At 50.4% G+C, this 22,616-nt stretch carries 18 protein-coding genes and 1 pseudogene; all 19 read left to right on the top strand.

The genetic code is table 11. The features are described from left to right. Nucleotides 1–112: 112 nt before the first annotated feature. Nucleotides 113–403: a phasin family protein gene (locus tag skT53_RS00785; RefSeq protein ID WP_200759328.1), complete on the top strand. Its 291-nt coding sequence runs from the start codon at nucleotides 113–115 to the stop codon at nucleotides 401–403. Nucleotides 404–453: 50 nt separating this feature from the next. After that, the gene (locus skT53_RS00790; RefSeq protein ID WP_200759329.1) at nucleotides 454–2,130 is read left to right on the top strand and encodes an ABC1 kinase family protein; all 1,677 of its coding nucleotides are present in this window, start codon (nucleotides 454–456) and stop codon (nucleotides 2,128–2,130) included. A 95-nt stretch (nucleotides 2,131–2,225) separates the two neighbouring features. Continuing rightward, the gene (locus skT53_RS00795; protein WP_200759330.1) at nucleotides 2,226–2,579 is read left to right on the top strand and encodes a cupin domain-containing protein; all 354 of its coding nucleotides are present in this window, start codon (nucleotides 2,226–2,228) and stop codon (nucleotides 2,577–2,579) included. Between the two features lie 150 nt (nucleotides 2,580–2,729). Further along, the gene (locus tag skT53_RS00800; RefSeq protein ID WP_200760814.1) at nucleotides 2,730–3,251 is read left to right on the top strand and encodes a DoxX family protein; all 522 of its coding nucleotides are present in this window, start codon (nucleotides 2,730–2,732) and stop codon (nucleotides 3,249–3,251) included. A gap of 217 nt (nucleotides 3,252–3,468) precedes the next feature. Then, a complete protein-coding gene (gene yedE, locus skT53_RS00805; RefSeq protein ID WP_200759331.1) occupies nucleotides 3,469–4,698 on the top strand; it encodes a selenium metabolism membrane protein YedE/FdhT in 1,230 nt (409 codons plus the stop codon). 71 nt (nucleotides 4,699–4,769) lie between these two features. Next, complete coding sequence (locus skT53_RS00810; protein ID WP_226375476.1) at nucleotides 4,770–4,949, top strand: sulfurtransferase TusA family protein; 180 nt, start codon at nucleotides 4,770–4,772, stop codon at nucleotides 4,947–4,949. A gap of 234 nt (nucleotides 4,950–5,183) precedes the next feature. Further along, nucleotides 5,184–5,615 (top strand): universal stress protein, encoded by a 432-nt coding sequence (locus skT53_RS00815; RefSeq protein WP_200759332.1) that lies wholly within the window; start codon nucleotides 5,184–5,186, stop codon nucleotides 5,613–5,615. Between the two features lie 71 nt (nucleotides 5,616–5,686). After that, the gene (locus skT53_RS00820) at nucleotides 5,687–5,896 is read left to right on the top strand and encodes a hypothetical protein (RefSeq protein WP_200759333.1); all 210 of its coding nucleotides are present in this window, start codon (nucleotides 5,687–5,689) and stop codon (nucleotides 5,894–5,896) included. A gap of 419 nt (nucleotides 5,897–6,315) precedes the next feature. Further along, entirely contained in the window at nucleotides 6,316–7,521 is a 1,206-nt protein-coding gene (locus tag skT53_RS00825) for an MFS transporter (RefSeq protein ID WP_200759334.1), read from the top strand. A gap of 153 nt (nucleotides 7,522–7,674) precedes the next feature. Beyond that, complete coding sequence (locus skT53_RS00830) at nucleotides 7,675–8,229, top strand: hemerythrin domain-containing protein (RefSeq protein WP_200759335.1); 555 nt, start codon at nucleotides 7,675–7,677, stop codon at nucleotides 8,227–8,229. Nucleotides 8,230–8,372: 143 nt separating this feature from the next. Then, a pseudogene (locus tag skT53_RS00835) lies at nucleotides 8,373–11,919 on the top strand (nitrate reductase subunit alpha). Further along, on the top strand, nucleotides 11,909–13,444 hold the full coding sequence (narH, locus tag skT53_RS00840) for a nitrate reductase subunit beta (protein ID WP_200759336.1): 1,536 nt from the start codon (nucleotides 11,909–11,911) through the stop codon (nucleotides 13,442–13,444). The pseudogene skT53_RS00835 and the gene narH overlap by 11 nt, the downstream one beginning before the upstream one ends. Then, nucleotides 13,392–14,000 carry a nitrate reductase molybdenum cofactor assembly chaperone gene (gene narJ, locus skT53_RS00845; RefSeq protein WP_200759337.1) on the top strand — a complete coding sequence of 203 codons (609 nt, stop codon included), beginning with the start codon at nucleotides 13,392–13,394 and terminating at the stop codon, nucleotides 13,998–14,000. Before narH ends, narJ begins: the two co-directional genes overlap by 53 nt. Continuing rightward, nucleotides 13,997–14,686 carry a respiratory nitrate reductase subunit gamma gene (gene narI, locus skT53_RS00850; RefSeq protein ID WP_200759338.1) on the top strand — a complete coding sequence of 230 codons (690 nt, stop codon included), beginning with the start codon at nucleotides 13,997–13,999 and terminating at the stop codon, nucleotides 14,684–14,686. Before narJ ends, narI begins: the two co-directional genes overlap by 4 nt. 84 nt (nucleotides 14,687–14,770) lie before the next feature. After that, on the top strand, nucleotides 14,771–15,874 hold the full coding sequence (locus skT53_RS00855; RefSeq protein WP_200759339.1) for a TIGR04053 family radical SAM/SPASM domain-containing protein: 1,104 nt from the start codon (nucleotides 14,771–14,773) through the stop codon (nucleotides 15,872–15,874). Between the two features lie 59 nt (nucleotides 15,875–15,933). Beyond that, nucleotides 15,934–17,028, top strand: a complete 1,095-nt coding sequence (locus skT53_RS00860; RefSeq protein ID WP_200759340.1) for a PAS domain-containing sensor histidine kinase — start codon at nucleotides 15,934–15,936, stop codon at nucleotides 17,026–17,028. Further along, on the top strand, nucleotides 17,000–17,656 hold the full coding sequence (locus tag skT53_RS00865; RefSeq protein WP_318978577.1) for a response regulator: 657 nt from the start codon (nucleotides 17,000–17,002) through the stop codon (nucleotides 17,654–17,656). The genes skT53_RS00860 and skT53_RS00865 overlap by 29 nt, the downstream gene beginning before the upstream one ends. 336 nt (nucleotides 17,657–17,992) lie before the next feature. Further along, on the top strand, nucleotides 17,993–20,200 hold the full coding sequence (fdhF, locus tag skT53_RS00870; RefSeq protein WP_200759341.1) for a formate dehydrogenase subunit alpha: 2,208 nt from the start codon (nucleotides 17,993–17,995) through the stop codon (nucleotides 20,198–20,200). Next, nucleotides 20,169–22,586: a nitrite reductase large subunit NirB gene (gene nirB / locus skT53_RS00875; RefSeq protein WP_200759342.1), complete on the top strand. Its 2,418-nt coding sequence runs from the start codon at nucleotides 20,169–20,171 to the stop codon at nucleotides 22,584–22,586. Before fdhF ends, nirB begins: the two co-directional genes overlap by 32 nt. Nucleotides 22,587–22,616 lie beyond the last annotated feature (30 nt).

Consider the following 22,616-nt stretch of genomic DNA (forward strand, 5'->3'; position numbering starts at 1 on the left):
GGCGATTACCAGCATCCGGACTGCATCGAAGTGGCTGAACGTGAAATTCAAAACAGGGTTTGTGAAGTAATTTCTTTACAATTAAAAATGTGACAAGCGGAGGGAACTTTACATGGATTTCATTAGAAAAGGATTGGCGCTCGGCATTGGTTTAGCTGTTACAAGTAAAGAACAAGTTGAAAAGTTTGTGGATGAGTTGGTGAAAAAAGGGGAACTCACCCAAGCAGAATCAAAAGACATGGTCAATCAAATGATTCAACGGGGCGAAGAAGAGAAAAATGAATTGAAACGCATCCTGAAGGAACAAATGAAACAGATTATGGATGAATTGAATCTGGCCACCAAGGATGATATCCGTAGATTGGAGCAACGAATTCTAAATCCGGACAAACGAGACGAGTAAACGAAGGAGACCGCTCATTCAGGTCTTCGGATATTAAAGGGGACGTATTCATGCTTGGAAAAAGAATGCGCCATATCAATCGTTATCGAGAAATTGCAGGCGCATTGGTTCGCCACGGGTTCGGATTCTTTGTGGAGGAAATCGGTTTTGCCAATATACTTTCCTTCCCTTACCGATTCCTGACAAATACCAATGAAAGAGATACAAAAAGCATGGGCGAGCGGATACGTCTTGTCCTGCAAGAATTGGGACCTACCTTTGTAAAATTGGGACAAATCGCAAGCACACGTCCCGACCTGATCCCGAACGATATTATTCAGGAACTGGCCAAACTTCAGGATAAGGTTCCCACTTTTCCTTTTGAAGAAGTTCGCCAGATTATGGAAGAGGAATTAGGCACTACGCTGGAAGAAATTTTTGCACAGATTGATGAGTCTCCATTAGCGGCTGCTTCTATCGGACAAGTCCATCGGGCGGTCTTGCGTTCGGGCCAAACAGTTGCTGTAAAAATTCAACGCCCGCATATCACAACCATTATCCAAACGGACCTGGAAATCCTGCAGGATTTGGCTTCTTTGAGCGAGCGCCATTTGGAATGGGCGGCCAGGTATCAAGTTGGCGAAATGGTGGAAGAATTCTCAAAGTCCCTTCGCGACGAACTCGATTATACCATAGAAGGTCGCAATGCGGAGAAGATTGCCAAGCAGTTCAGCGGCAACCCGAAAATACACGTGCCAAAAGTGTATTGGGACTATTCCACAAAGAGAGTATTGACAATGGAATACATGGAGGGAGTAAAACTCACTGAAATCGAAAAACTGAAGGAAAAAGAATATAATCCCAGAATATTGGCGGAACGTGTAGCAAACGCCATCTTTCAGCAAATTTTTGTGGAAGGGTTTTTTCATGGAGATCCTCATCCAGGAAATGTATGGGTGCTGCCGGGAGAAGTAATCGCATTTTTGGATTTTGGTATGGTGGGACGCCTCACTTCCGATATGAAATATCATTTTGCTTCGCTCGTAATCGCTTTAATGCGACAAAGTACGGACGGTGTGATCCATGCGATCTTGCGCATGGGACTCGTACCCGATGATGTGAATATGGTTAGGCTGAGAAACGATGTGGATCAGTTAAAGGATAAATATTACGGCGTTCCGTTAAGCCAAGTCAGTCTTGGGGAAGCAGTCAATGACTTATTTACTGTAGCTTTTCGACACCGGATTCGAATTCCGGCAGACTTGACTTTACTAGGGAAAACGTTGCTCACGATCGAAGGAATCGTGGAAACTTTAGATCCCGAGCTTAGCATCCTCGATCTGGCGCAACCATTCGGGCGCAAACTGTTGATGGATCGGATCCATCCAAGGTCAATCGCTGAAATCGTTTGGAAGAATGTTTCAGAGTACGGAGAGTTTCTCTTTGAATTCCCCCAACAAATGAAACAATTGACCTCTTTGATCAAAAGTGGGCGTTTACACCTGGAAATTGACCTTCCCAAAATCGATCTGTTATTAACGAAGCTGGATCGTATAAGCAATCGATTGTCATTCAGTATCGTTTTATTGGCTTTCAGCATTATCATGGTCGGAGTGATTATCGGCTCATCATTGGGCAGACAAACGACCTTGCTGTGGAAAATACCGGCTATTGAAATTGGATTTGTTGTAGCAACATTAATGTTTTTGTGGTTGTTGTACTCGATCTTTAAATCGGGCAGATTTTAACTCTTACAATCAATTGGACGTGTGATTTATATCAAATCTTTCTGCCTTTGTTTTTATTACGATCAGAGTATCCGGTACAGAAAGGGTGATAGCGGGTGGCAGATGGAATTTTATTAACCGACGTGCAGCCGAATATCGAATTTCGGGAAACGGGAGCTTTGTTCAAAACTTTGATCGACACGCCTGCTCTGAAGGTTGTGATGATCAATCTGAAAAAAGGGCAGCGGGTGGATTGGCATCGTGCCAATGTGCAGATCAGCGTATTTGTGGAACGGGGCGTCATCCAGTTTGGCGTAAGGGAAGATGGGGCGGAAGAAACACACAGGATGCTGCCTGGGATGAGTATTACGCTAAAGGCAAATCTGGATCATAACCTGTCAGCCGAGCAGGATTCAGTCGTCCTGGTGTATAAGACACCAAACCCCCAATCGCTGCTGCGCTTGGAGTAACGGCAGGCGAAAACAGATTTTGACAGAGAAAACAGAGGCCAAATTCGGGGAACATTCCGGTTCATTATCGGGGAGTTCCCCGACTTATTTTTTGTATGCCTCCCTTTACAATGAAAGTGTAAGGAAGCACAAATGGTGCAAGGAGGGATTATTATGGTGAGATGGCTGCGCGAAGCGGTGGCGGCAAGTTGGCTATTATTGATCGGAAGGTTATGGCTCGGATACGAGTGGCTCACAGCAGGGGTGGAAAAAGTGTCGGACCCTACTTGGACAGGCAACCAGGCAGGGGTGGCGCTGACCAATTTTCTGAAAGGGGCTTTGAGCAAGGGGACGGGCGCACACCCGGAAGTACAGGGGTGGTTTATGGATTTCCTGAACGGTGCGGTGATTCCGAATACAAAAGTATTCACCTATCTGGTTCCGTGGGGGGAAGTACTGGTCGGGATCGCACTGTTGACAGGATGTCTGACTACGTTTGCCGCCTTGGCGGGGGCGTTTATGAACACGATGTTCCTGCTGGCCGGTACCAGCAGCACCAATCCGCAAATGTTGATCATGGCCATCATCATTATGGTGGCCGGGTTGAATGCCGGAAAAATCGGCCTGGATCGGTACGTGATCCCTTGGCTGCGAAAACGCATTCCGCTCTTGGCCAATCCTAAGCTTCGATAAGGGGTATAGCTGACAAAGACATTGATGACAACCTGAACCGGTATCCTTAGATTTGAACTGTCACCCGTAAGAGGGTCACAGTTCAGATTAGGAATACCGGTTTTTTGGGCTAAAGACTTAAAGAAGCCAAAAATGATGATTGTGGAATATATCCTACATATAATAAAATAAAGTTATTATATTTATAATACTTTTTGAAGGGGAGAGGCAAAATTCAATGAATCTGTATTCGAAAATATTTCGACAATATTGGAACCCTTACATTGCGATCAGCATTGCCGGCTTGATTAGTGCGTTCTATTTTGGCATAACGGGCACTGTTTGGGCCGTTACCGGGGAATTCACCAGATTCGGAGGACACATTTTAAAGTGGTTCGGGGTCGATGTTTCGGATTGGGCCTATTTTAAGCTGATTGGCATGCAAGGCACTCCAACTGATCGCACAGACGGATGGATTGTAATTGGAATGTTGTTGGGAGCACTTATTACGATTTTACTTAGCAACAACTTCAAAATCCGCGTCCCGAAACAGAAACGCCGCCTTGTGCAAGGTTTTATTGGTGGAATTATAGCCGGATTTGGCGCACGGCTTGCACTTGGTTGTAATCTTGCCGCATTTTTCACCGGTGTTCCTCAGTTTTCATTTCATTCATGGATTTTCATGCTTACAACAGCCATTGGAACCTTCTTCGGTGTCAAAGTGGTAAATACACGATGGTGGCTTGGAAAACCCAATTTGAGAAAAGGTTCCCCGAAGCCGATTGTGGAAGATCATTCACGGAGTTTCAACATTCAACCTATTTTAGGTTTACTGATTGCATGTCTCTACATCGGAGTCGTGGTGTATTTCTTCGCGGCCGGTAAGCATCTTTTGGCTGTTGCAAGTATAGCGGGAGCTATGTTTGGTATTCTGATTGAACGAGGACAAATTTGCTTCACTTCCGCTTTCCGCGATTTATGGATAAGTGGTCGTGCGATTATGTCCAAAGCTATCGCGGTTGGTATGATGGTCAGTGTTGTGATAACATTTTTCTATATTCAAACCGGTTCCGTCGCTCTCATCAAAGTGGCGGCTCCTAGTACCGCAATCGGTGGGCTGCTTTTTGGATTCGGTATCGTGCTTGCCGGTGGATGTGAAACCGGCATGATGTATCGCGCAATGGAAGGGCAATTGTTATTCTGGGTTGTGGGGGTAGGCAATATTGTCGGGGCTACCCTTTTGGCATACGGGTGGGATCACCTTGGAATTTTTAACGCGCTTGCTAAAAATTGGCCAAAAGTGAACTTGATTGAACTGTGGGGACCTGCAGGAGCACTGTTTGGAACGATTGTGATGCTGATTGTCTGGTTTTTACTCTCCAATTGGTGGGAATCCAGATATCGTTATGGAAGTGGGCTTAAAAATCAAGAAACTGAACACCTTACTCACCGTACAACGGAGGCTTAGGTATGTCACAAGAAATTGAAAATGTAGATTACACCTTGGATATTCGCGGCGAGCCCTGACCGTACCCCGTCATATATGCGCTGGATGCGCTAAAAACCATGAAAGCCGGCCAGATTTTACAAGTTATTGCAGATTGTCCGCAATCATTCCGAAGTGTTCCGGAAGAGGCGGTTAAACATGGATACCAACTTGTGACCGAGCCAAAGAAGGTAGGTCAGGACATTTACTTTTATATCCGCGTAATTAAATAGGAATTGGTCAAATAAAACTTGATTAAGAACCGTAGGGATGGGATCAATTCTCCCATCCTTCATTTTTGATGATTTTGACAGGGAAAACAGATGCCAAATTCAGGGAACATTCCGGTTCATGATCAGGGAGTTCCCTGACTTATTTTTTGTACGCCTCCCGTTACAATGAAAGTGTAAGGAAGCACGAATGGCGCAAGGAGAATAACAAATCCAGATAAAGGGAGATGCATTCCTATGTTAGGAAAAATATTGTTGGCGGTTGACGGATCGGAACCCGCACAAAAAGCGGTCGATTGGGCAATTGATGCATATAGGGCATTGCCTGCAGCTCAATTTCACATTTTATATGTTTTTGAACCGTTCGTTCCTGTAGGAGATATAGGCGGCTATATTCCTACCGATTTTCGCATCGAGAGTATGCTGGAGATTCCGGAGGACACCCCTTCCTACCTCGCATTCCAGCAGTTTCCTGACAAGCAGCGCGTGACGCACGAAACGCTTGTGGGGAATCCGGCGAACGTAATCTGCGAAGAGGCGAGAAAAGGCAAGTTTGATGTGATTGTCGTAGGGAGTGAAGGACACGGCGCGGTGGCTTCTGTGCTGCTTGGCAGCGTCAGCGCCAAATTGCTGCACAATGCGCCCTGTTCCGTCTTGGTGGTTCGTTAAATCATAACGGGCAGTAAGAAACTCACGGGCGGTTCCGTGAGTTTTTTATTCAAAGATGGGAGAGATGTCAAATGTTGAAACGTGTACGGGTGGCTGTTGACAATTCAACAGGATCTGATAAAGCGGTCGAATGGGGGATAAAAACGTTCGCCGAATTGCCTGAGACTGAATACAAGATTCGATTCGTTTATCCTTCTATGATAGTGGCGGGAGAGGCGACTTTTTATACGCCTTCTTCCATTCGGGCAGAGCATTTGGATGCGAAAGATCTTCCTTCTTAAGTGCTGCACCATGCACCTTGCAGTGTATGGGTCGTCCGATAATGAGAGGAACAGAAAAGAAGCGCTCGAAGATTGGCAGCCGTTTGTCACGGTTGGCGTCATCGAGCGTTTTTTTGTTTGTTTGGAAGGGGGGGTTCTACTTTAAATCGGGTAATTCCGCGAATCGGTTCAGGGAGTTCTCCGACTCCTTTTGATGCCGCCCCTTACTAAAACAGAATTGTAAACGTTTACGAATCCGGATGTGGGGAAATCGGAATTGAGGAGGGGTTAAGTTAGAACCATTTTTGAACAAATTGTCCGTACTGTATCAGGTTTGTGAAGTGTGATTTTGATCACCTTGCCTTGACTGGCGAGAAAAAATAATGGGATTGGCACGAGTGTACCATGTGTCAATAATTATTTGGAAGAAGGTGGAACAGATGTCTAATTCCGAAACCGCAGTTCAAAAAGGTGCTTCGGCAGTTATCTGGATTAGCACCTTGTCGATGGTGATCGCGTTTGCCGTATGGGCCGCGTTGTCACCGTTGGCCGCTCAATTGCAGAAATTGTACGGATTAACCGCAACGGAGAAAAGCGTACTGGTTGCCATCCCCGTGCTTTTGGGGTCGATCATGCGGATTCCCCTAGGGATTCTGACCGATCGGTTCGGCGGCCGCAAAGTCTACTCGCTGCTGATGCTGTTCCTGATCGCCCCGGCGATTGGTCTCGGCTATGCGAACTCGTATGTTTCGTATATCACCTGGGCATTCCTGCTCGGGATGGCAGGAACTTCTTTCGCGATTGGTATTTCTTCCGTGGCCAAGTGGTACCCGCCTGAAAAACAGGGTCTGGTGCTTGGCGTGACCGGTATGGGGAACTTTGGTACGGCAGTGGCAGGATTTTTACTGCCGACTATCGCCAAACAGTATGGGATTTCCTGGGCGTTTTGGAGTTTGGTGATTCCCTGCGCCTTGGCAGCCGCCGCGATCTTCCTGTTTACTCGCGACCCGGTCGGGCCGAAAACGGTAAAAACGCTGCAGGAACAGTTTGCGACGATGAAGCAGCCAATGGTCTGGATTTTGTCCCTGTTTTATTTTGTCACATTCGGCGGATTCGTTTCGTTCAGTATTTATCTGCCGAGTTTGCTGGTGGATGTATTTGGAATTACTCCGGTGGATGCCGGCATGCGGGCTGCCGTGTTCGTGGTATTGGCCACATTGGCACGGCCGGCAGGAGGGTATCTGGCGGACCGATTCGGCGCCAACAAAGTGCTTTCGTTCGTTTTTCTGCTGGTTTCCCTGTCGGCTGTTACACTGGGGCTGGCGTTGGGACAATTGCTGCTAATGACACTCGTCTGTCTGTTGGCCGCCGTTGTGGTCGGAATCGGAAACGGTGCCGTATTTAAACTGGTGCCGCAGTATTTTCCAAAAACGACGGGCATCGTAACCGGAATCGTTGGCGCGGCGGGCGGTATTGGCGGTTTCTTTCCGCCCGTCGTAATGGGGATCGTCAAAGACGCAACGGATGGATACGCGCTGGGATTCTATCTGTTGCTGCTGTTCACGCTGACCTGCTTTTTGGTCAAACGGGGCATGGGCAGGGAACAACAAGATGGCGGCAAACCGCATCTGCGCAAGGCAGCCTAACCGATGCAAAACGGAAGCTGGGAGATCAAACTGGACTCTCAGCTTTTTGTTTCCGTTTGTTCACAGCTTTGTCAACACATCTGTGACATATTTAACAACCGCGGGTTCATTCCGGAAATACAATAACGTTACCAATTCAAAGGAGTGATCGTCATGTTTGAACCGAGCCGTAACGAACATGCAGGCTGCCTGAGCCAATTCGGCGATGCGTCTGCCGCCGTGTCTTATTGCGCCGCCCTAAAACAGTTGTGGGAAGAACATTCGCCGCTTCGTCGGCAGATGGAACAAATGGAGGAGAACGCGAACCAGTTACGGGAAGTTGCCGATGCCAAACTTGGTTCCGCATTTCAGGAACTTGTGAATAAGGAGAAACGGTTCCATCAGGAGTTGGAAGTCCATTCGGCCAAAGAGGAAGACGGACTGTTCCCGATGATGGGACGCTATATCGGCACTGAAACCGGCCCCATTGCCGTGATGGAGTATGAACACAGCGAGGCGAAACGGAATCTGGCGGAATTTGAAGCGGCAGTCGACCGGATTGGCAATTCGATTGGAAAAGAGACAGTCGATGAAGTGGTCGCTCCGCTGTTGAAGGCATGCTCGATTCTGTTCGACCATTTCAGGAAAGAAGAACATGTGCTGTTTCCGATGGCAGAACGCATTTTGACCGATACGGAAAAGGAAGAACTGCGGCAAATCGTTTGTTAAACAACCGCAAAAATCAGGATTTTTCACCGTCAGTATCGGAATTTTCCCTGATACGAAAGAGACGGTCCGTCAGATAAACTGATTGTAAAGAACGAATTTTTTAAAAAATCGATTTTACCGCCAATGGTGGAAGGGAGACCCAGATGAAGAAAAAGTCGACTCCTTTATCAAAAAAATTGCGATTCTTCCGCCCGGCCGAACAGTATTCGGACGGCTGGAGCGAACTGTCCACGCAAGGACGGGAATGGGAAAAGGTTTATCGTCGCCGCTGGCAGCACGATAAGGTGGTTCGCACTACGCACGGCGTCAACTGTACCGGTTCCTGCAGCTGGAAAGTGTTTGTCAAAGATGGCATCATTACTTGGGAAAATCAGCAGACCGACTATCCGACGACCGGCCCTGATATGCCGGAATTCGAACCGCGCGGTTGTCCGCGAGGCGCCAGTTTTTCCTGGTATGTATACAGTCCGCTGCGTGTCAAATACCCGTATGTGCGGGAGTCCTGCTGAAGTTCTGGCGGGAAGAACTGCAAAAAACGAACGATCTGGTGCAAGCATGGAAAAACATTGTCGAAAATCCGGAGAAAGCGAAACAGTATAAGGCAGCCCGCGGCAAAGGCGGATTCGTGCGGGCATCCTGGCAGGAAATCAATCAATTGATTTCCGCCTCGCTCATCTATGTGATCGAAAAATACGGTCCGGACCGGATCGCCGGCTTTACGCCGATTCCTGCCATGTCGATGGTAAGTTACGCGTCGGGTGCCCGATTCCTTTCCATGTTGGGGGCGCCGATGCTCAGCTTCTACGACTGGTACGCCGATCTTCCCCCCGCTTCGCCGCAGGTTTGGGGCGAGCAGACCGATGTGCCGGAAAGCAGCGATTGGTACAACTCCGGCTATATCATGATGTGGGGTTCGAATGTGCCGATGACCCGCACCCCGGATGCTCACTTTATGACAGAAGCCCGATACAAAGGAACGAAAGTGGTGTCGATCAGCCCCGACTATGCGGAGAACGTCAAGTTTGCCGACAATTGGCTGGCTCCTAAACCGGGTACTGACGCAGCCCTGGCACAAGCGATGACACATGTGATTTTAAAAGAGTTTTATGTGGATCAGAAGACCCCGTATTTTATAGATTATGCCAAGCGATATACCGATTTGCCTTTTTTGATTACACTGCGCAAAAACGGGGATTTGTTCACGGTCGACCGGTTCCTGCTTGCGAGCGACTTGGGATATCCGCTCAGCAATCCGGAATGGAAGCCTGTTGTGATCAATTCCAAAACAAATCGGCTGGTGTGTCCGAACGGATGCATCGGCCACCGCTGGGCAGATACGGGCAAATGGAACCTGAAGCTGGAAGACGAGCAGGGTCAACCGATTGACCCGTTGCTGACACTGCTTGGCAGTCAGGACGAAATCGTCCGAATGGAATTCCCTTATTTTGATGAGACAGGACGGGAAACATTTCGCCGCGACGTACCGGCCAAAAAGATTGAACGGGCCGGTGAAACGATCTATGTCACCAGCGTATTCGACATGATGCTGGCTCATTACGGGATAAATCGGGGGTTGCCGGGGGATTATCCGTACGGTTATGAAGATCCCCGCCCGTACACGCCCGCCTGGCAGGAAGCGCACACCGGCGTTGACCGTAATCTGGCCATCCAAATCGCCCGGGAATTTGCGCAGAATGCGGTGGATACAAAAGGACGCTCGATGATCATTATGGGCGCCGGCATCAACCACTGGTTTCATGGCGACACCATCTACCGGGCTATCCTGAATCTGGTTCTGCTGACCGGCTCGCAGGGTGTCAATGGCGGCGGTTGGGCGCATTATGTCGGCCAGGAAAAATTACGTCCGATTGAGGGGTGGTCCACTATCGCGTTCGGGCGTGACTGGTCACAGCCGCCAAGGCTGCAAAACGCCACTTCCTATTGGTACTTCGCCACCAATCAATGGCGGTATGATGATCTGTCGATGGATAGATTGGCATCGCCCCTGGCGGGACGCACCCGTTACCGTCAGTCAACGAATTGAAGAGCGGCCATATGCAGTTCGCGGTGGAAGATCCGGACAGTTCACAAAACTTTCCGCGCGCCCTGTTCGTCTGGCGATCCAATCTGATCTCAAGTTCCGGCAAGGGACACGAGTATTTCCTGAAACACCTGCTTGGCACTTCGAACGGTCTTCTGTCGGAAGACAGCGGCGAACTGCGGCCGGAGGAAGTGAAATGGCATGAGTCGGCGCCGGAAGGAAAGCTGGACCTGCTGGTCAGCCTCGATTTTCGGATGGCGGGCAACGCGCTCCATTCCGACATTGTGCTGCCAGCCGCTACCTGGTATGAAAAACACGATTTAAGCAGTACAGACATGCACCCGTTTGTGCATCCGCTCAATCCGGCCATTGCGCCGCCATGGGAAGCAAAATCGGACTGGGAGATTTTTAAAGGGCTGGCGCGCACCTTTGCGGAGATGGCGAAAACCTACCTGCCGGAACCGAAAACAGACATCGTCAGCGTACCGTTGATGCACGACTCGCCGGAAGAGATTGCCCAGCCGTTCGGCAGAGTGCTCGATTGGAAAAAAGGAGAAACGGAAGCCGTACCGGGCAAGACGATGCCCAAATTTGTCGTTGTGGAACGGGATTACACGCAGATTTACGACAAGTTTATCGCATTGGGACCGCTGCTCCGGAAAAATCCGGTCGGGGCGCACGGCATCTCGTTTCCTGTCCAAGACCAGTATGAACAGTTGAAAAAACTAAACAGAACGATCGACAAACCGGGCGTTTCAGAGGGGCTGCCCACTATTGAGAGCGACCGGCAGGTTCCCGAGGCGATTTTGACATTATCCAGTGCAACAAACGGGCAGGTGGCAATGAAAGCTTGGCAAGCGGAAGAGAAGAAAACCGGCCTGGAACTGGTTGATTTGGCAGAGGAACGGGCGGCCGAACATGTCACGTTCGCCGATATTACCGTGCAACCGCGACAGGTCATCCCGACTCCCGTATTTACCGGTTCGAACAAAGGCGACAGACGGTACTCGCCGTTTACCACCAACATTGAGCATTTGGTGCCGTTCCGCACTCTGACCGGTCGCCAGCATTTCTATCTGGATCATGAAATCATGCGGGAGTATGGGGAAGGGTTGCCAATCTATAAGCCTACTTTGCCCAAAATGGTATTTGCCAGCCAGGATCAACAACCGGCTGAGAAGGATCAGAGTATTGTGCTGCGTTACCTGACCCCGCACGGCAAGTGGAACATTCACAGTACCTATCAGGACAATCTGCACATGTTGACATTGTTCCGTGGCGGACCCAACGTCTGGATCAACGACCAGGATGCGGCGGAAGCGAGCATTTCGGATAATGACTGGGTGGAAGTTTATAACCGAAACGGTGTCGTCACAGCGAGAGCGGTTGTCAGCCACCGGATGCCGCGCGGCACGATGTATATGTATCACGCGCAGGATAGGCACATCAACGTGCCCGGTTCAACCATTACAAACGAACGGGGCGGCACGCACAACAGTCCGACCCGGATTCATTTAAAACCGACGCAATTGATCGGCGGTTACGCACAGCTCAGCTACGGGTTCAACTATTACGGACCGATCGGCAACCAGCGGGATCTGTACGTGGCGGTACGCAAGCTGAAAGAGGTGAACTGGCTTGAAGATTAAAGCACAAGTCGCAATGGTGATGAATCTGGATAAATGCATCGGCTGCCACACCTGCAGCGTGACCTGCAAAAACACATGGACGAACCGACCGGGTGCGGAATATATCTGGTTCAACAACGTCGAAACGAAACCGGGGGTCGGCTATCCGATTGAATGGGAGAACCAGGATAAGCACAAGGGCGGCTGGATTTTAAAAAACGGCAAGCTGGAACTCCGTTCCGGCAGCAAAGTGAACAAACTGGCGCTCGGCAAGATTTTTTACAACCCGGATCTGCCGACGATCGACGAATATTATGAGCCATGGACCTATGATTATGAAACATTAACCAACAGTCCGCAGAAAAAGCATCAGCCGGTCGCCCGCACCAAGTCGGTGATTACCGGCGAATATATGGATGTTCAATGGGGACCGAACTGGGAAGACGATCTGGCCGGCGCTCACGTAACGGGCAAGCGGGATCCGAATGCGGTAAAGCTGGAAGAACAGATTCGGATGGAGTTTGAACAGGCGTTCATGATGTATTTGCCGCGCATTTGCGAACACTGTCTGAACCCTTCCTGCGTTGCGTCCTGTCCGTCTGGCGCGATGTACAAACGGGATGAAGACGGCATCGTACTGGTCGATCAGGAGGCCTGCCGAGGCTGGCGGTACTGCATGTCGGGCTGTCCTTACAAGAAAGTCTATTTCAACTGGCAGACCCAGAAAGCGGAAAAATGCACGCTTTGTTTCCCGCGAATTGAGGCCGGATTGCCGACTGTCTGCTCGGAAACCTGTACGGGGCGCATCCGTTATATCGGCATTTTGCTGTACGATGCGGACCGGGTGGAAGAAGTTGCCTCCACACCTGCGGAAAAGGATCTGTATATAGCGCAGTTGAGCCTGTTTCTTGACCCGAATGATCCGAATGTGATCGAGCAGGCGAAGCGCGATGGCATCTCTGACGATTGGCTGGAAGCGGCCCGCCGTTCGCCGATTTACAAGCTGGCGATCGAATACGGGGTTGCGCTGCCGCTGCACCCTGAGTATCGGACGCTGCCGATGGTTTGGTATGTACCGCCGTTAAGCCCGATTATGAACGTCTTTGAAGGTCAGGGCAGCAATCTGGATGCCGACCACTTGTGCCCGGCGATTGAACAGATGCGGATTCCTCTCGCCTACCTGGCGAACCTGCTGGCAGCGGGCGACACAAAGGTGATTACACAGGCCCTGCAAAGAATGGTCGCGATGCGCTACCATATGCGTGCGTTAACGACCGGAAACCAATCGGATCCGGAAATGTTGAAACAAACTGGCATGACGGAAAAATCGGCGGCCGACATGTACCGGCTGCTGGCCATTGCCAAATATGAAGACCGGTTTGTCATACCGCCCGCCCATAAAGAGCAGTTCTTAAATCTGTATGGCGAACAGGGAATGGCCGGATACGATCTGGCAGGTAGCTGCAATACTTGCGAAGTAGGAGGGGGATATCATGGAGACAATGTCTACTTCTACGGCTCTTTCAATGACCGGGATGGAAGATAGCAGACGGGTTTTTCAACTGGTTTCCTGGCTGCTGGAGTATCCGAATTCCGAGTGGTGGAATCTGGCGGAACTGGAGGCGGATGTGGAAGAAATAACGGCCCCGGAGCCAAGGTCGATGCTGCGTTCCTTTCTGGAGGTGCTGGCGAATTCCGATATGGAAGAGATGGCCGAACGATATGTGAACACATTTGACTTTCGGGCCAACACCACTCTTTACTTGACCTACTCGTCAATTGGGGAAGAGCGGGAACGCGGGCAGGTACTGGTTCGACTGAAAGATTATTTTCATCAGTTCGGTTTCGAGGTAACCGATCAGGAACTGCCTGACTATTTGCCGCTGCTGCTTGAATTTGCCGCCGTTGCACCGATCGAAGCGACAGCAAAAGCAATGCGGGATTTTCGCGGAGCGATTGAAAAGCTGCGGACCGAGCTGCTCAAATACGAAAGTCCGTATGCCGGTTTGTTAGAGGCGGTACTGGCGGCGGCTGACAGGTTCCAAGCGACCGACAAGTTCCGGGCAGTTGGCGGGTTGCAAGCAAAGGAGGCGGGATTGTGAACTTTGGGAGCCAATTTTTGTGGGTGATTTATCCGTATCTGATGCTGACCACTTTTGTAGTCGGACATATTTACCGTTACAACACCGATCAATTGGCATGGACGGCCAAGTCGAGCGAATTCCTGGAAAAGAAAACTCTGCGCTGGGGAAGTATGTTGTTTCATATGGGCATATTTCTCGTCTTAATCGGGCATTTGGCCGGTCTTCTGATTCCAAAGGAATTCACCGAAAGCATCGGTGTTACGGAAGAACTGTATCATGCCGGGGCCGTTTACGGTGGAGGATTTGCCGGTATCCTCACATTTGTCGGGATTGCGATCCTGCTCTTTCGTCGGCTCAGTGTGCCCCGTGTACGCAAAACGAGCGACGCCAGTGATATTTTGGTAGCCGTTCTGCTGTTCTTGGTAATCGGCATGGGGATTTTCTCGACGATCGGTTATAACGTGACGGGCAGTTATGACTACCGGGAAACGATTGCTCCCTGGATTCGCGGCATACTGACATTTGCACCGAATCCCGGTCTGATGGCAGATGTGCCACTGTTTTTCAAGCTGCATATCCTTTTCACGTTCGCCATCTTCGGCGTATGGCCATTTACACGTCTGGTACACGTATGGAGCGTGCCTCTGGCGTATTTTCGCCGCAGTTACATCGTCTACCGCAGCCGCAATACGCGGCACGTATAGACTGCCGGGAGCCTGTATGTCCGCTTCATCCGAATCGTACAATTTTGGCGCGAATTAGGCCGTACCAAAAAAGGGGAAATATTTATGCGTCCGTTTGATCAATCTCCATTTATTGTGATCTGGGAAGTTACGCGGGCATGCGAACTGGCTTGTCTGCACTGCCGGGCGGAAGCACAACCGATGCCGGACCCGCGCCAGTTAAGCACACAGGAAGGATTTCATTTACTGGAACAGATCAAACAGTTCGGAGATCCGGTTGTTGTTTTTACTGGCGGTGATCCGTTAATGCGTCACGACCTCTATGAGCTGATCCAATATGGTGTGAAACTGGGGTTGAAAATCTCCATGACGCCAAGCGCCACAAGACACGTCACAAAAGACGCGATGCGGCGGGCGAAAGAAGCCGGACTGTCGCGTTGGGCATTTTCGTTGGACGGTTCCACCGCCGAAATTCACGATGCGTTTCGCGGTGTATCCGGTTCCTTTGACCGTACCATCGAATCGATCAAATACCTGCATGAGCTGGAGCTGCCGATTCAGATTAACACCACCGTAAGCCGCTATAATCTTGACGATCTGCAAAATCTGGCCGATTTGATGCGTGAGTTGCAGGTGGTGTTGTGGAGCGTATTCTTTCTTGTGCCGACGGGTCGCGGCAAAGCAAGCGACATGATTTCACCCGAACAGCATGAGCAGGTGTTTCACTGGCTGTATGAACTGTCAAACACGGCTCCGTTTGATATTAAAACAACAGCAGCGCAACATTACAGGAGAGTGGTCATCCAATCGAGAGTGAAAGAGGGGCAGCCCGTTTCCCGCATGAATCTGGTTGGCGTACAGAGAGACGACGAATCGAAAGGGGATGGAATTGGTCGTCCCATGTTCGGGGTAAATGACGGTAACGGATTCGTGTTTATTTCCCATCTCGGCGATGTCTACCCCAGCGGATTTCTGCCCATTAAGACGGGCAATGTACGCGAGCAATCGATTGTCGACATATACTGGTATTCACCCATTTTCCAATCGCTTCGAAACCCTGACAACTTGAAAGGAAAATGCGGGGAATGCCCGTACCGCCATATTTGCGGCGGTTCCCGAGCGCGCGCTTATGCGGTGACGGGTGATTATTTGACAAGCGAACCCTACTGTACTTTTATTCCTTCTAATCATTCACAGAAAGTTAAATAGCGAAACGCTTCGTTAAACAAGTATAATAATAGTAACAACATTAAAAGGGGACGTTACTGATGGTTTGGTTGGGGAACTTGGGTTTGACCAATCATACAACTTCCGTTTTGAGATCGATTTTCCAGCAAGTGACAGACGCAATTGTTGTGGTCAATGGGCAGGGAGTCGTCGCGGGCGCCAATCCGGCTGCCGAGAAAATGACCGGCTGGACAGCGGAAGAATTGAGCGGGCAAATCCATTTCTGCGATATTTGCAGGGGAATGGCGAACTGTATGGAGGAAGCTTCCTGCGTCGACTGTTTTGCCCATCGCCCCAGCATGCCATCGTTTGAAATGAAGGTCCGCCGCAAAGACGGACAGGAAGTTTCCGTTGCGGCCAGCTCCACTCAACTGCAGGATCATGACACGAAGATGCTGGTTGTGATTTTACGTGACATGTCGGAACAGCACCGGATGGAACGCGAACGTTTCCAGCGAATGATGACCAAATATATGATTGAGGCACAGGAAAAAGAGCGGAAACGGGTTTCCCGCGATCTGCATGATGGTGTTGGCCAAGCGCTTTACAGCGTTATGGTCGGGTTGAAAATGCTGAATGAATTGGAGTTCGATGAACCAATCCGAAAACACTTGCAAGAAGTGCAGCAGATGACAACCCGCGCTTTGGAAGAAGTGAAAAACATGGCGGTCGAATTGCGGCCGTCCGCTTTGGACGATCTGGGATTGATTCCGGCCATTCGCTCCTACATGAAACGTTATGAACAAACGTTTGGCATCGAAACCGAACTGGAAACGATCGGCAGCAAACGGCGTTACGGAGCATCTGTGGAAACCGCCCTGTACCGCATCTGCCAGGAAGCGATGACGAACACCGCCAAATACGCAGACGCTGATAAAGTCAAAGTGCGTTTGACAGATACTCCGCATCAGGTGGAACTCTATCTGGAAGATAACGGAAGTGGATTTGAAACCGATCAGATTCGCATAAAGGGTACTGGCCTTGGCTTATATGGAATGCGGGAAAGGGCCAGTCTATTGGGAGGAACGGTGGACATTCAATCCGCGCCGAACAAAGGCACCTCTGTTCACATTGTGATCCCCATAAATGAGAAGGGGGAACCGTTACATGTCGATCCGAGTACTTATCGCGGATGATCACGCGATTGTCAGATCAGGTCTTTCGATGTTGATCAACGCGCAATCTGACATGGAAGTGGTGGATACGGCGGCAGACGGCCGGGAAGCGGTTGATAAAGCGCTGCAGATAAGGCCGGACATTGTACTGATGGATCTCAGCATGCCGCCGGGCGAAAATGGGCTTTCTGCCACGGCAAGACTGAAAGAACATGCGCCTGAAATTGATATTCTGGTTCTCACGATGCACGATGATGAAGAATATCTGTTTCGGGTTCTGCAGGCCGGAGCATCCGGCTACATCTTAAAAAGTGCGCCCGACATGGACCTGATCACCGCCATACGAACTGTCAAACAAGGTGCGGCTTATCTTCACCCATCCGCTGCCAAATCGCTCATACAGGAATTTCTGCAGCGCGTCCATAAAGGGGAAGATGTGGATCATTACAACATCCTGACGGAACGGGAGCAGGAGATTCTGGCATTGATCGCAAAAGGATATTCCAACAAAGAGATTGCCGAGCAACTGGTGGTATCGGTAAAAACGGTGGAAACACACAAAACGAAGATCATGGAAAAACTGCATTTGAAAACACGCCCGGAATTGGTACGGTATGCAGTCAAAAAAGGGCTGCTCGATTTTGAATAAACACGCCTTGTCAGTCTGACAATGAAATAATGCCACGATTCGAGGGCCTCAGTCCGGTGTGTAACAGACTGAGGCTTTCGTTACTTTTCACCCAGATTTTCGTTTTTGTAAGGAAACCTCACAAAGGTGGTTTTGGTAACCTCGAAATCTGCTATAATAACAAAAAACATGTAAGTAAACGTAACACGGTAAAGCGCAGTGACGACAACGAAGTCTGATCTGTGTGAGGCAACGATGCCCTGTAAAACCGGTACTATGCGCGTTTTTTCCTACGGGAACGATTCGCCGCCGGTTTGTGCAGGGCTTTTTGATTTTCTGAATACAAGGGGGGCCGCCATGCAGGAGTTACTCAGGGCATTTCAACATAAGGTCGATCAATCGGTAAGAGAAGTAGGGGTCTCCAGTCACTGTCCGTTTTGCAGCATGCAGTGTGCGATCGAATTACGGGTGGATCCAACGCTTATGAAAATAACGGGTGTCCAGCCGATCAAGGAGTTTCCTGTTTCGGCGGGCAAAGCGTGTCCGAAAGGAATCGTGGCGCACGAACATAGCCGCCATTGGGAACGTCTCACCCTGCCGCTGATTCGCAAAAACGGCCAGCTTACGATCGCCGCCTGGGAGGAAGCGTTGTCTGAGATCGTTCACCGCTTTCAGTCGATTCAAACCAAGTACGGCTGCGATGCCGTATCCGTGTTTGGCGGCGGTTCGCTAACCAATGAAAAAGCGTACCTGCTGGGCAAATTTGCCCGAATTGCCTTGCGTACCCGCAACATCGATTATAACGGACGGTACTGCATGTCATCTGCAGCAACGGCAATGAACAAAACATTCGGTATCGATCGGGGAATGACGATCCCGCTGCATGATATCCCCCTCGCCAAGATGATCCTGATTGTCGGTGCAAATGTTGCGGACTGCCAGCCAACCATGCTGCCCTATTTTCGTCAGGCGCAAAAGAACGGGGGCAAAATTGTGGTGGTCGATCCGCGTTATACAAACACAGCTAAAATCGCGGATCTGCATTTGGCTGTCCGTCCCGGCACCGATTCTGCGCTGATGAATGGCATTTTGCATGTGATGATCCAGGAAAACCGAATTGATCACGGCTTTATTGAAGAACGGACGTCTGGTTTTGAGCGGGTGAAAGAGACGGTTCGTTCTTATTCGCCGGAACGGGTGGCAGACATCACCGGAATTCCAGCCGAACAGATCGTGCAAATCGCCCGCTGGTATGGGGAAGCGGAAACGGCGATTGTATATACGGCGCGTGGTATCGAGCAGCAGGCGAAAGGGGTCCAGAATGTAGTAAGCTGCCTGAATCTCGTTTTGGCATCAGGCAAAATCGGCAAACCGGGCTGCGGCTATGGCGCGATAACAGGCCAAGGGAACGGTCAGGGCGGCCGCGAACATGGGCAAAAATCGGATCAACTGCCTGGCTACCGATCGATCGAGAACCCGGAACACCGCATGTATTTGGCATCCGTTTGGGGCGTTGACGAACAGGAAATTCCCGGCAAAGGAAAATCGGCATACGAACTGTTTCAAGCGATGGCTGACGGCGAAATCAAAGGGATGTTCATCCTTGCCTCGAATCCGCTGACCTCCAGTCCTGATAGCCGTTTCGTCAAAAAGGCGTTGGCCGGACTTGATACGCTGGTTGTTGTGGATCTGTTTCTGACGGAAACGGCGAAAATGGCTGACATCGTGCTGCCAGGGTCTGCTTGGACGGAAGATGAAGGAACGATGACCAATTTGGAGGGACGGGTCATTTTACGCCGCGCGTCGCAAAATCCGCCCGGTCAGGCACGCCTGGATTGGCAGATTTTATGCGAATTGGCAAGGCGACTCGGAAAAAAGAAGCATTTTGCATACGAGACGGCAGAGGACATCTTTGAAGAGTTGCGACTGGCGTCACAAGGCGGTCGTGCCGATTATTCCGGCATCAGTTACGAAAAGATTGAACGGCAAAAAGGAGTGTTCTGGCCCTGTATAAGTGATGAAGATCCGGGCACGGAGCGGATGTTTACAGAACGGTTTGCGCATCCGGATGGGAAGGCGGTATTTCATGCGGTCGAATACCAGGATTCGAAAGAACAGCCCGATTCCGATTTTCCGTTTTTCCTGACGACCGGTCGGCTGATGCTGCATTATCTGACGGGCGTTCAAACCAGACGCACCGTATCGTTGAACGCAAAAGCGCCGGAACCGTTTGTAGAAATGCATCCAATCACAGCAAATCAGAAGGGCGTGCAGGACGGGGATTGGGTCGAATTGCGCACCCGGCAGGGAAAGGCCAGGTTTCGAGTCAAACTGACTCCCCACATTCGGCCTGATACGCTGTTTGTCCCGATCCATTGGGAGTATGATCAGTCGGCCAATTTGTTGACAAGCGCAGAACTGGACCCGGAGTCGAAGATGCCGGAATTTAAAATCTGCGCGGTCTCGTTTGCAAAAATCAGTTCGGAACCGGAAGACAATGGGGAGAATCATCTGACGGAGGGAGAGAAAGAGCATGAACAAACGAAAATTGGTGCTGGTCGGTAACGGCATGGCCGGAGTTCGCTGTATTGAGGAGATTTTGAAACATAATGCGGACCTTTTTGAAATTACCATTATTGGAAGCGAGCCGCACCCAAACTACAATCGGATTTTGCTGTCGTCCGTGTTGGCGGGGGACGCAGATATTCGCGACATTGTGCTCAATGATTACGAATGGTACAAGAAGCATCAAATCGATCTTCACACCGGGCAAACGGTAACCCGAATCGATGTTGAGACAAAGCGGGTTTTCACCGACCAGGGACTGGTTGTGCCGTATGATGATCTGATCCTTGCGACCGGTTCCTTGCCGGTCATACTTCCGCTGCCGGGAGCAGACAAACAGGGAGTGATTTCCTTCCGTGACATCAAAGATTGTGAAGCGATGATCGAGGCCTCCAAACAATACAAAAAGGCAATTGTGATCGGCGGCGGACTGTTAGGTCTTGAAGCGGCAAGGGGGCTGCTCAACCTGTCGATGGAAGTCAGTGTGGTGCATATTTTTGAAAACCTGATGGAACGGCAATTGGACCCGGTTGCCTCCCAACTGCTTCAGCAGGAACTTGAAAAACAGGGGATCCGTTTTCTGATGGGAAAACAATCAGAGGCTGTCTTGGGAGAAGAACGGGTAACAGGACTGCGTTTCAAGGACGGAAGTATGGAATCGGCCGATTTGATCGTAATGGCGGTAGGCATTAAACCGAACGTCGAATTGGCCAGACAAAGCGGCATCGAAGTGAATCGGGGCGTTATGGTAAATGATTGGATGGAAACAAGTCTGCCTGACGTGTATGCGGTTGGGGAATGCGCCGAACACCGTACGGGCGTGTATGGTCTGGTGGCCCCTCTCTACGAGCAGGGGATGGTGCTTGCGAAACGGTTGTGCCGCATAGACACACCACCTTATGAAGGTTCCGTCGTATATACGAAACTAAAGGTTTCCGGAGTAGACGTATTTTCGGCGGGCGAGTTTATGGACGGTGCAGAAACGCGGGCGATCCGCGTGCATGATGAATTTTCCGGAGTCTACAAGAAAATCATGGTTCGCGACAATAAAATCATAGGTGCCGTTTTATTTGGTGACACAAGCGACAGCAACCGGATATTGCAAATGATGCGTTCCGGCAGCAGCATCCAGGATCTGAAGCGGGTGTCGATTTTGGAAAACCGGTCGGCAGAAGCAAATTCCGGCAACGATCTGGTGGCCGCGCTTTCGGATGATGAAATTATCTGCGGCTGTAATGGTGTTTCGAAAGGGACGATTGTGCAGGCGATACGGGAAAAAGGGCTCTGTTCCGTTGAGGAGGTCAAACAGTGCACAAGCGCTTCCCGTTCCTGTGGCGGCTGCAAGCCATTGGTAGCCAATTTGCTGGAATCGGTACTGGGCGATTCAGTCGTTGTCTCCCGGAAAGAACCGATCTGCGGCTGCACAACGCTCAGCCGTGAGGAACTGGTGGCGGAAATCAAGGAAAAACAACTGACCACTGTGAAGGAAGTCATGTTTGTACTCGGCTGGAAGGAAACGGAAGGCTGCTCGAAATGTCGTCCGGCGGTGAACTATTATCTCAACATGATATGGCCGGAAGAACATGAAGACGAGCGGGAATCGCGTTTTGTCAACGAACGGATGCACGCCAACATCCAGAAAGACGGCACCTACTCGGTGGTGCCCCGCATGTACGGAGGCGTAACATCCCCTGCCGAATTGAAGCGGATTGCGGCAGTGGCGGAAAAATACAACGTTCCGATGGTGAAAGTAACGGGCGGCCAGCGGCTTGATCTGCTTGGCGTGAAAAAGGAAGACCTGCCTAAAATCTGGGCAGAACTGGATATGCCATCCGGATTTGCCTACGGCAAAGCAATCCGCACCGTCAAAACATGCGTGGGAAGCGACTTTTGCCGGTTTGGCACGCAGAATTCAATCCGAATGGGAATCGACATCGAGAAGAAATTTGAACGGCTGAACACCCCGGCCAAAGTGAAAATGGCAGTATCCGGTTGTCCGCGCAACTGTGCGGAATCAAGCATCAAGGATATCGGCGTGGTCGGGATCGACGGCGGCTGGGAAATCTATGTCGGCGGCAACGGCGGTGTGCATTTGCGAGGCGCAGAACTGCTTTGCAAGGTGAAAACAGAGCAGGAGGTGCTCGAGTGGACAGGAGCGTTCCTGCAGTATTATCGGGAGAATGCCAATTACGGCGAGCGAACCTCCCAATGGATGGAACGGGTCGGACTGACCGCTGTTCAGGCAGTGTTGCAGGATTCTGAAATGCGCCGCCAGCTGAATGAACGGGTTGACAAAGCGCTGTCCGTGCTGAGAGATCCCTGGCAACAGATCATGGAAGATAAACAGGCAAGCCGAATGTATGAAGAACTGCCTGTTTTGACTTAACCCGTTTTGTCTTAAGACGGAGAAAGACGC

It is taken from the genome of Effusibacillus dendaii (assembly GCF_015097055.1).
Taxonomy (GTDB): domain Bacteria; phylum Bacillota; class Bacilli; order Tumebacillales; family Effusibacillaceae; genus Effusibacillus; species Effusibacillus dendaii.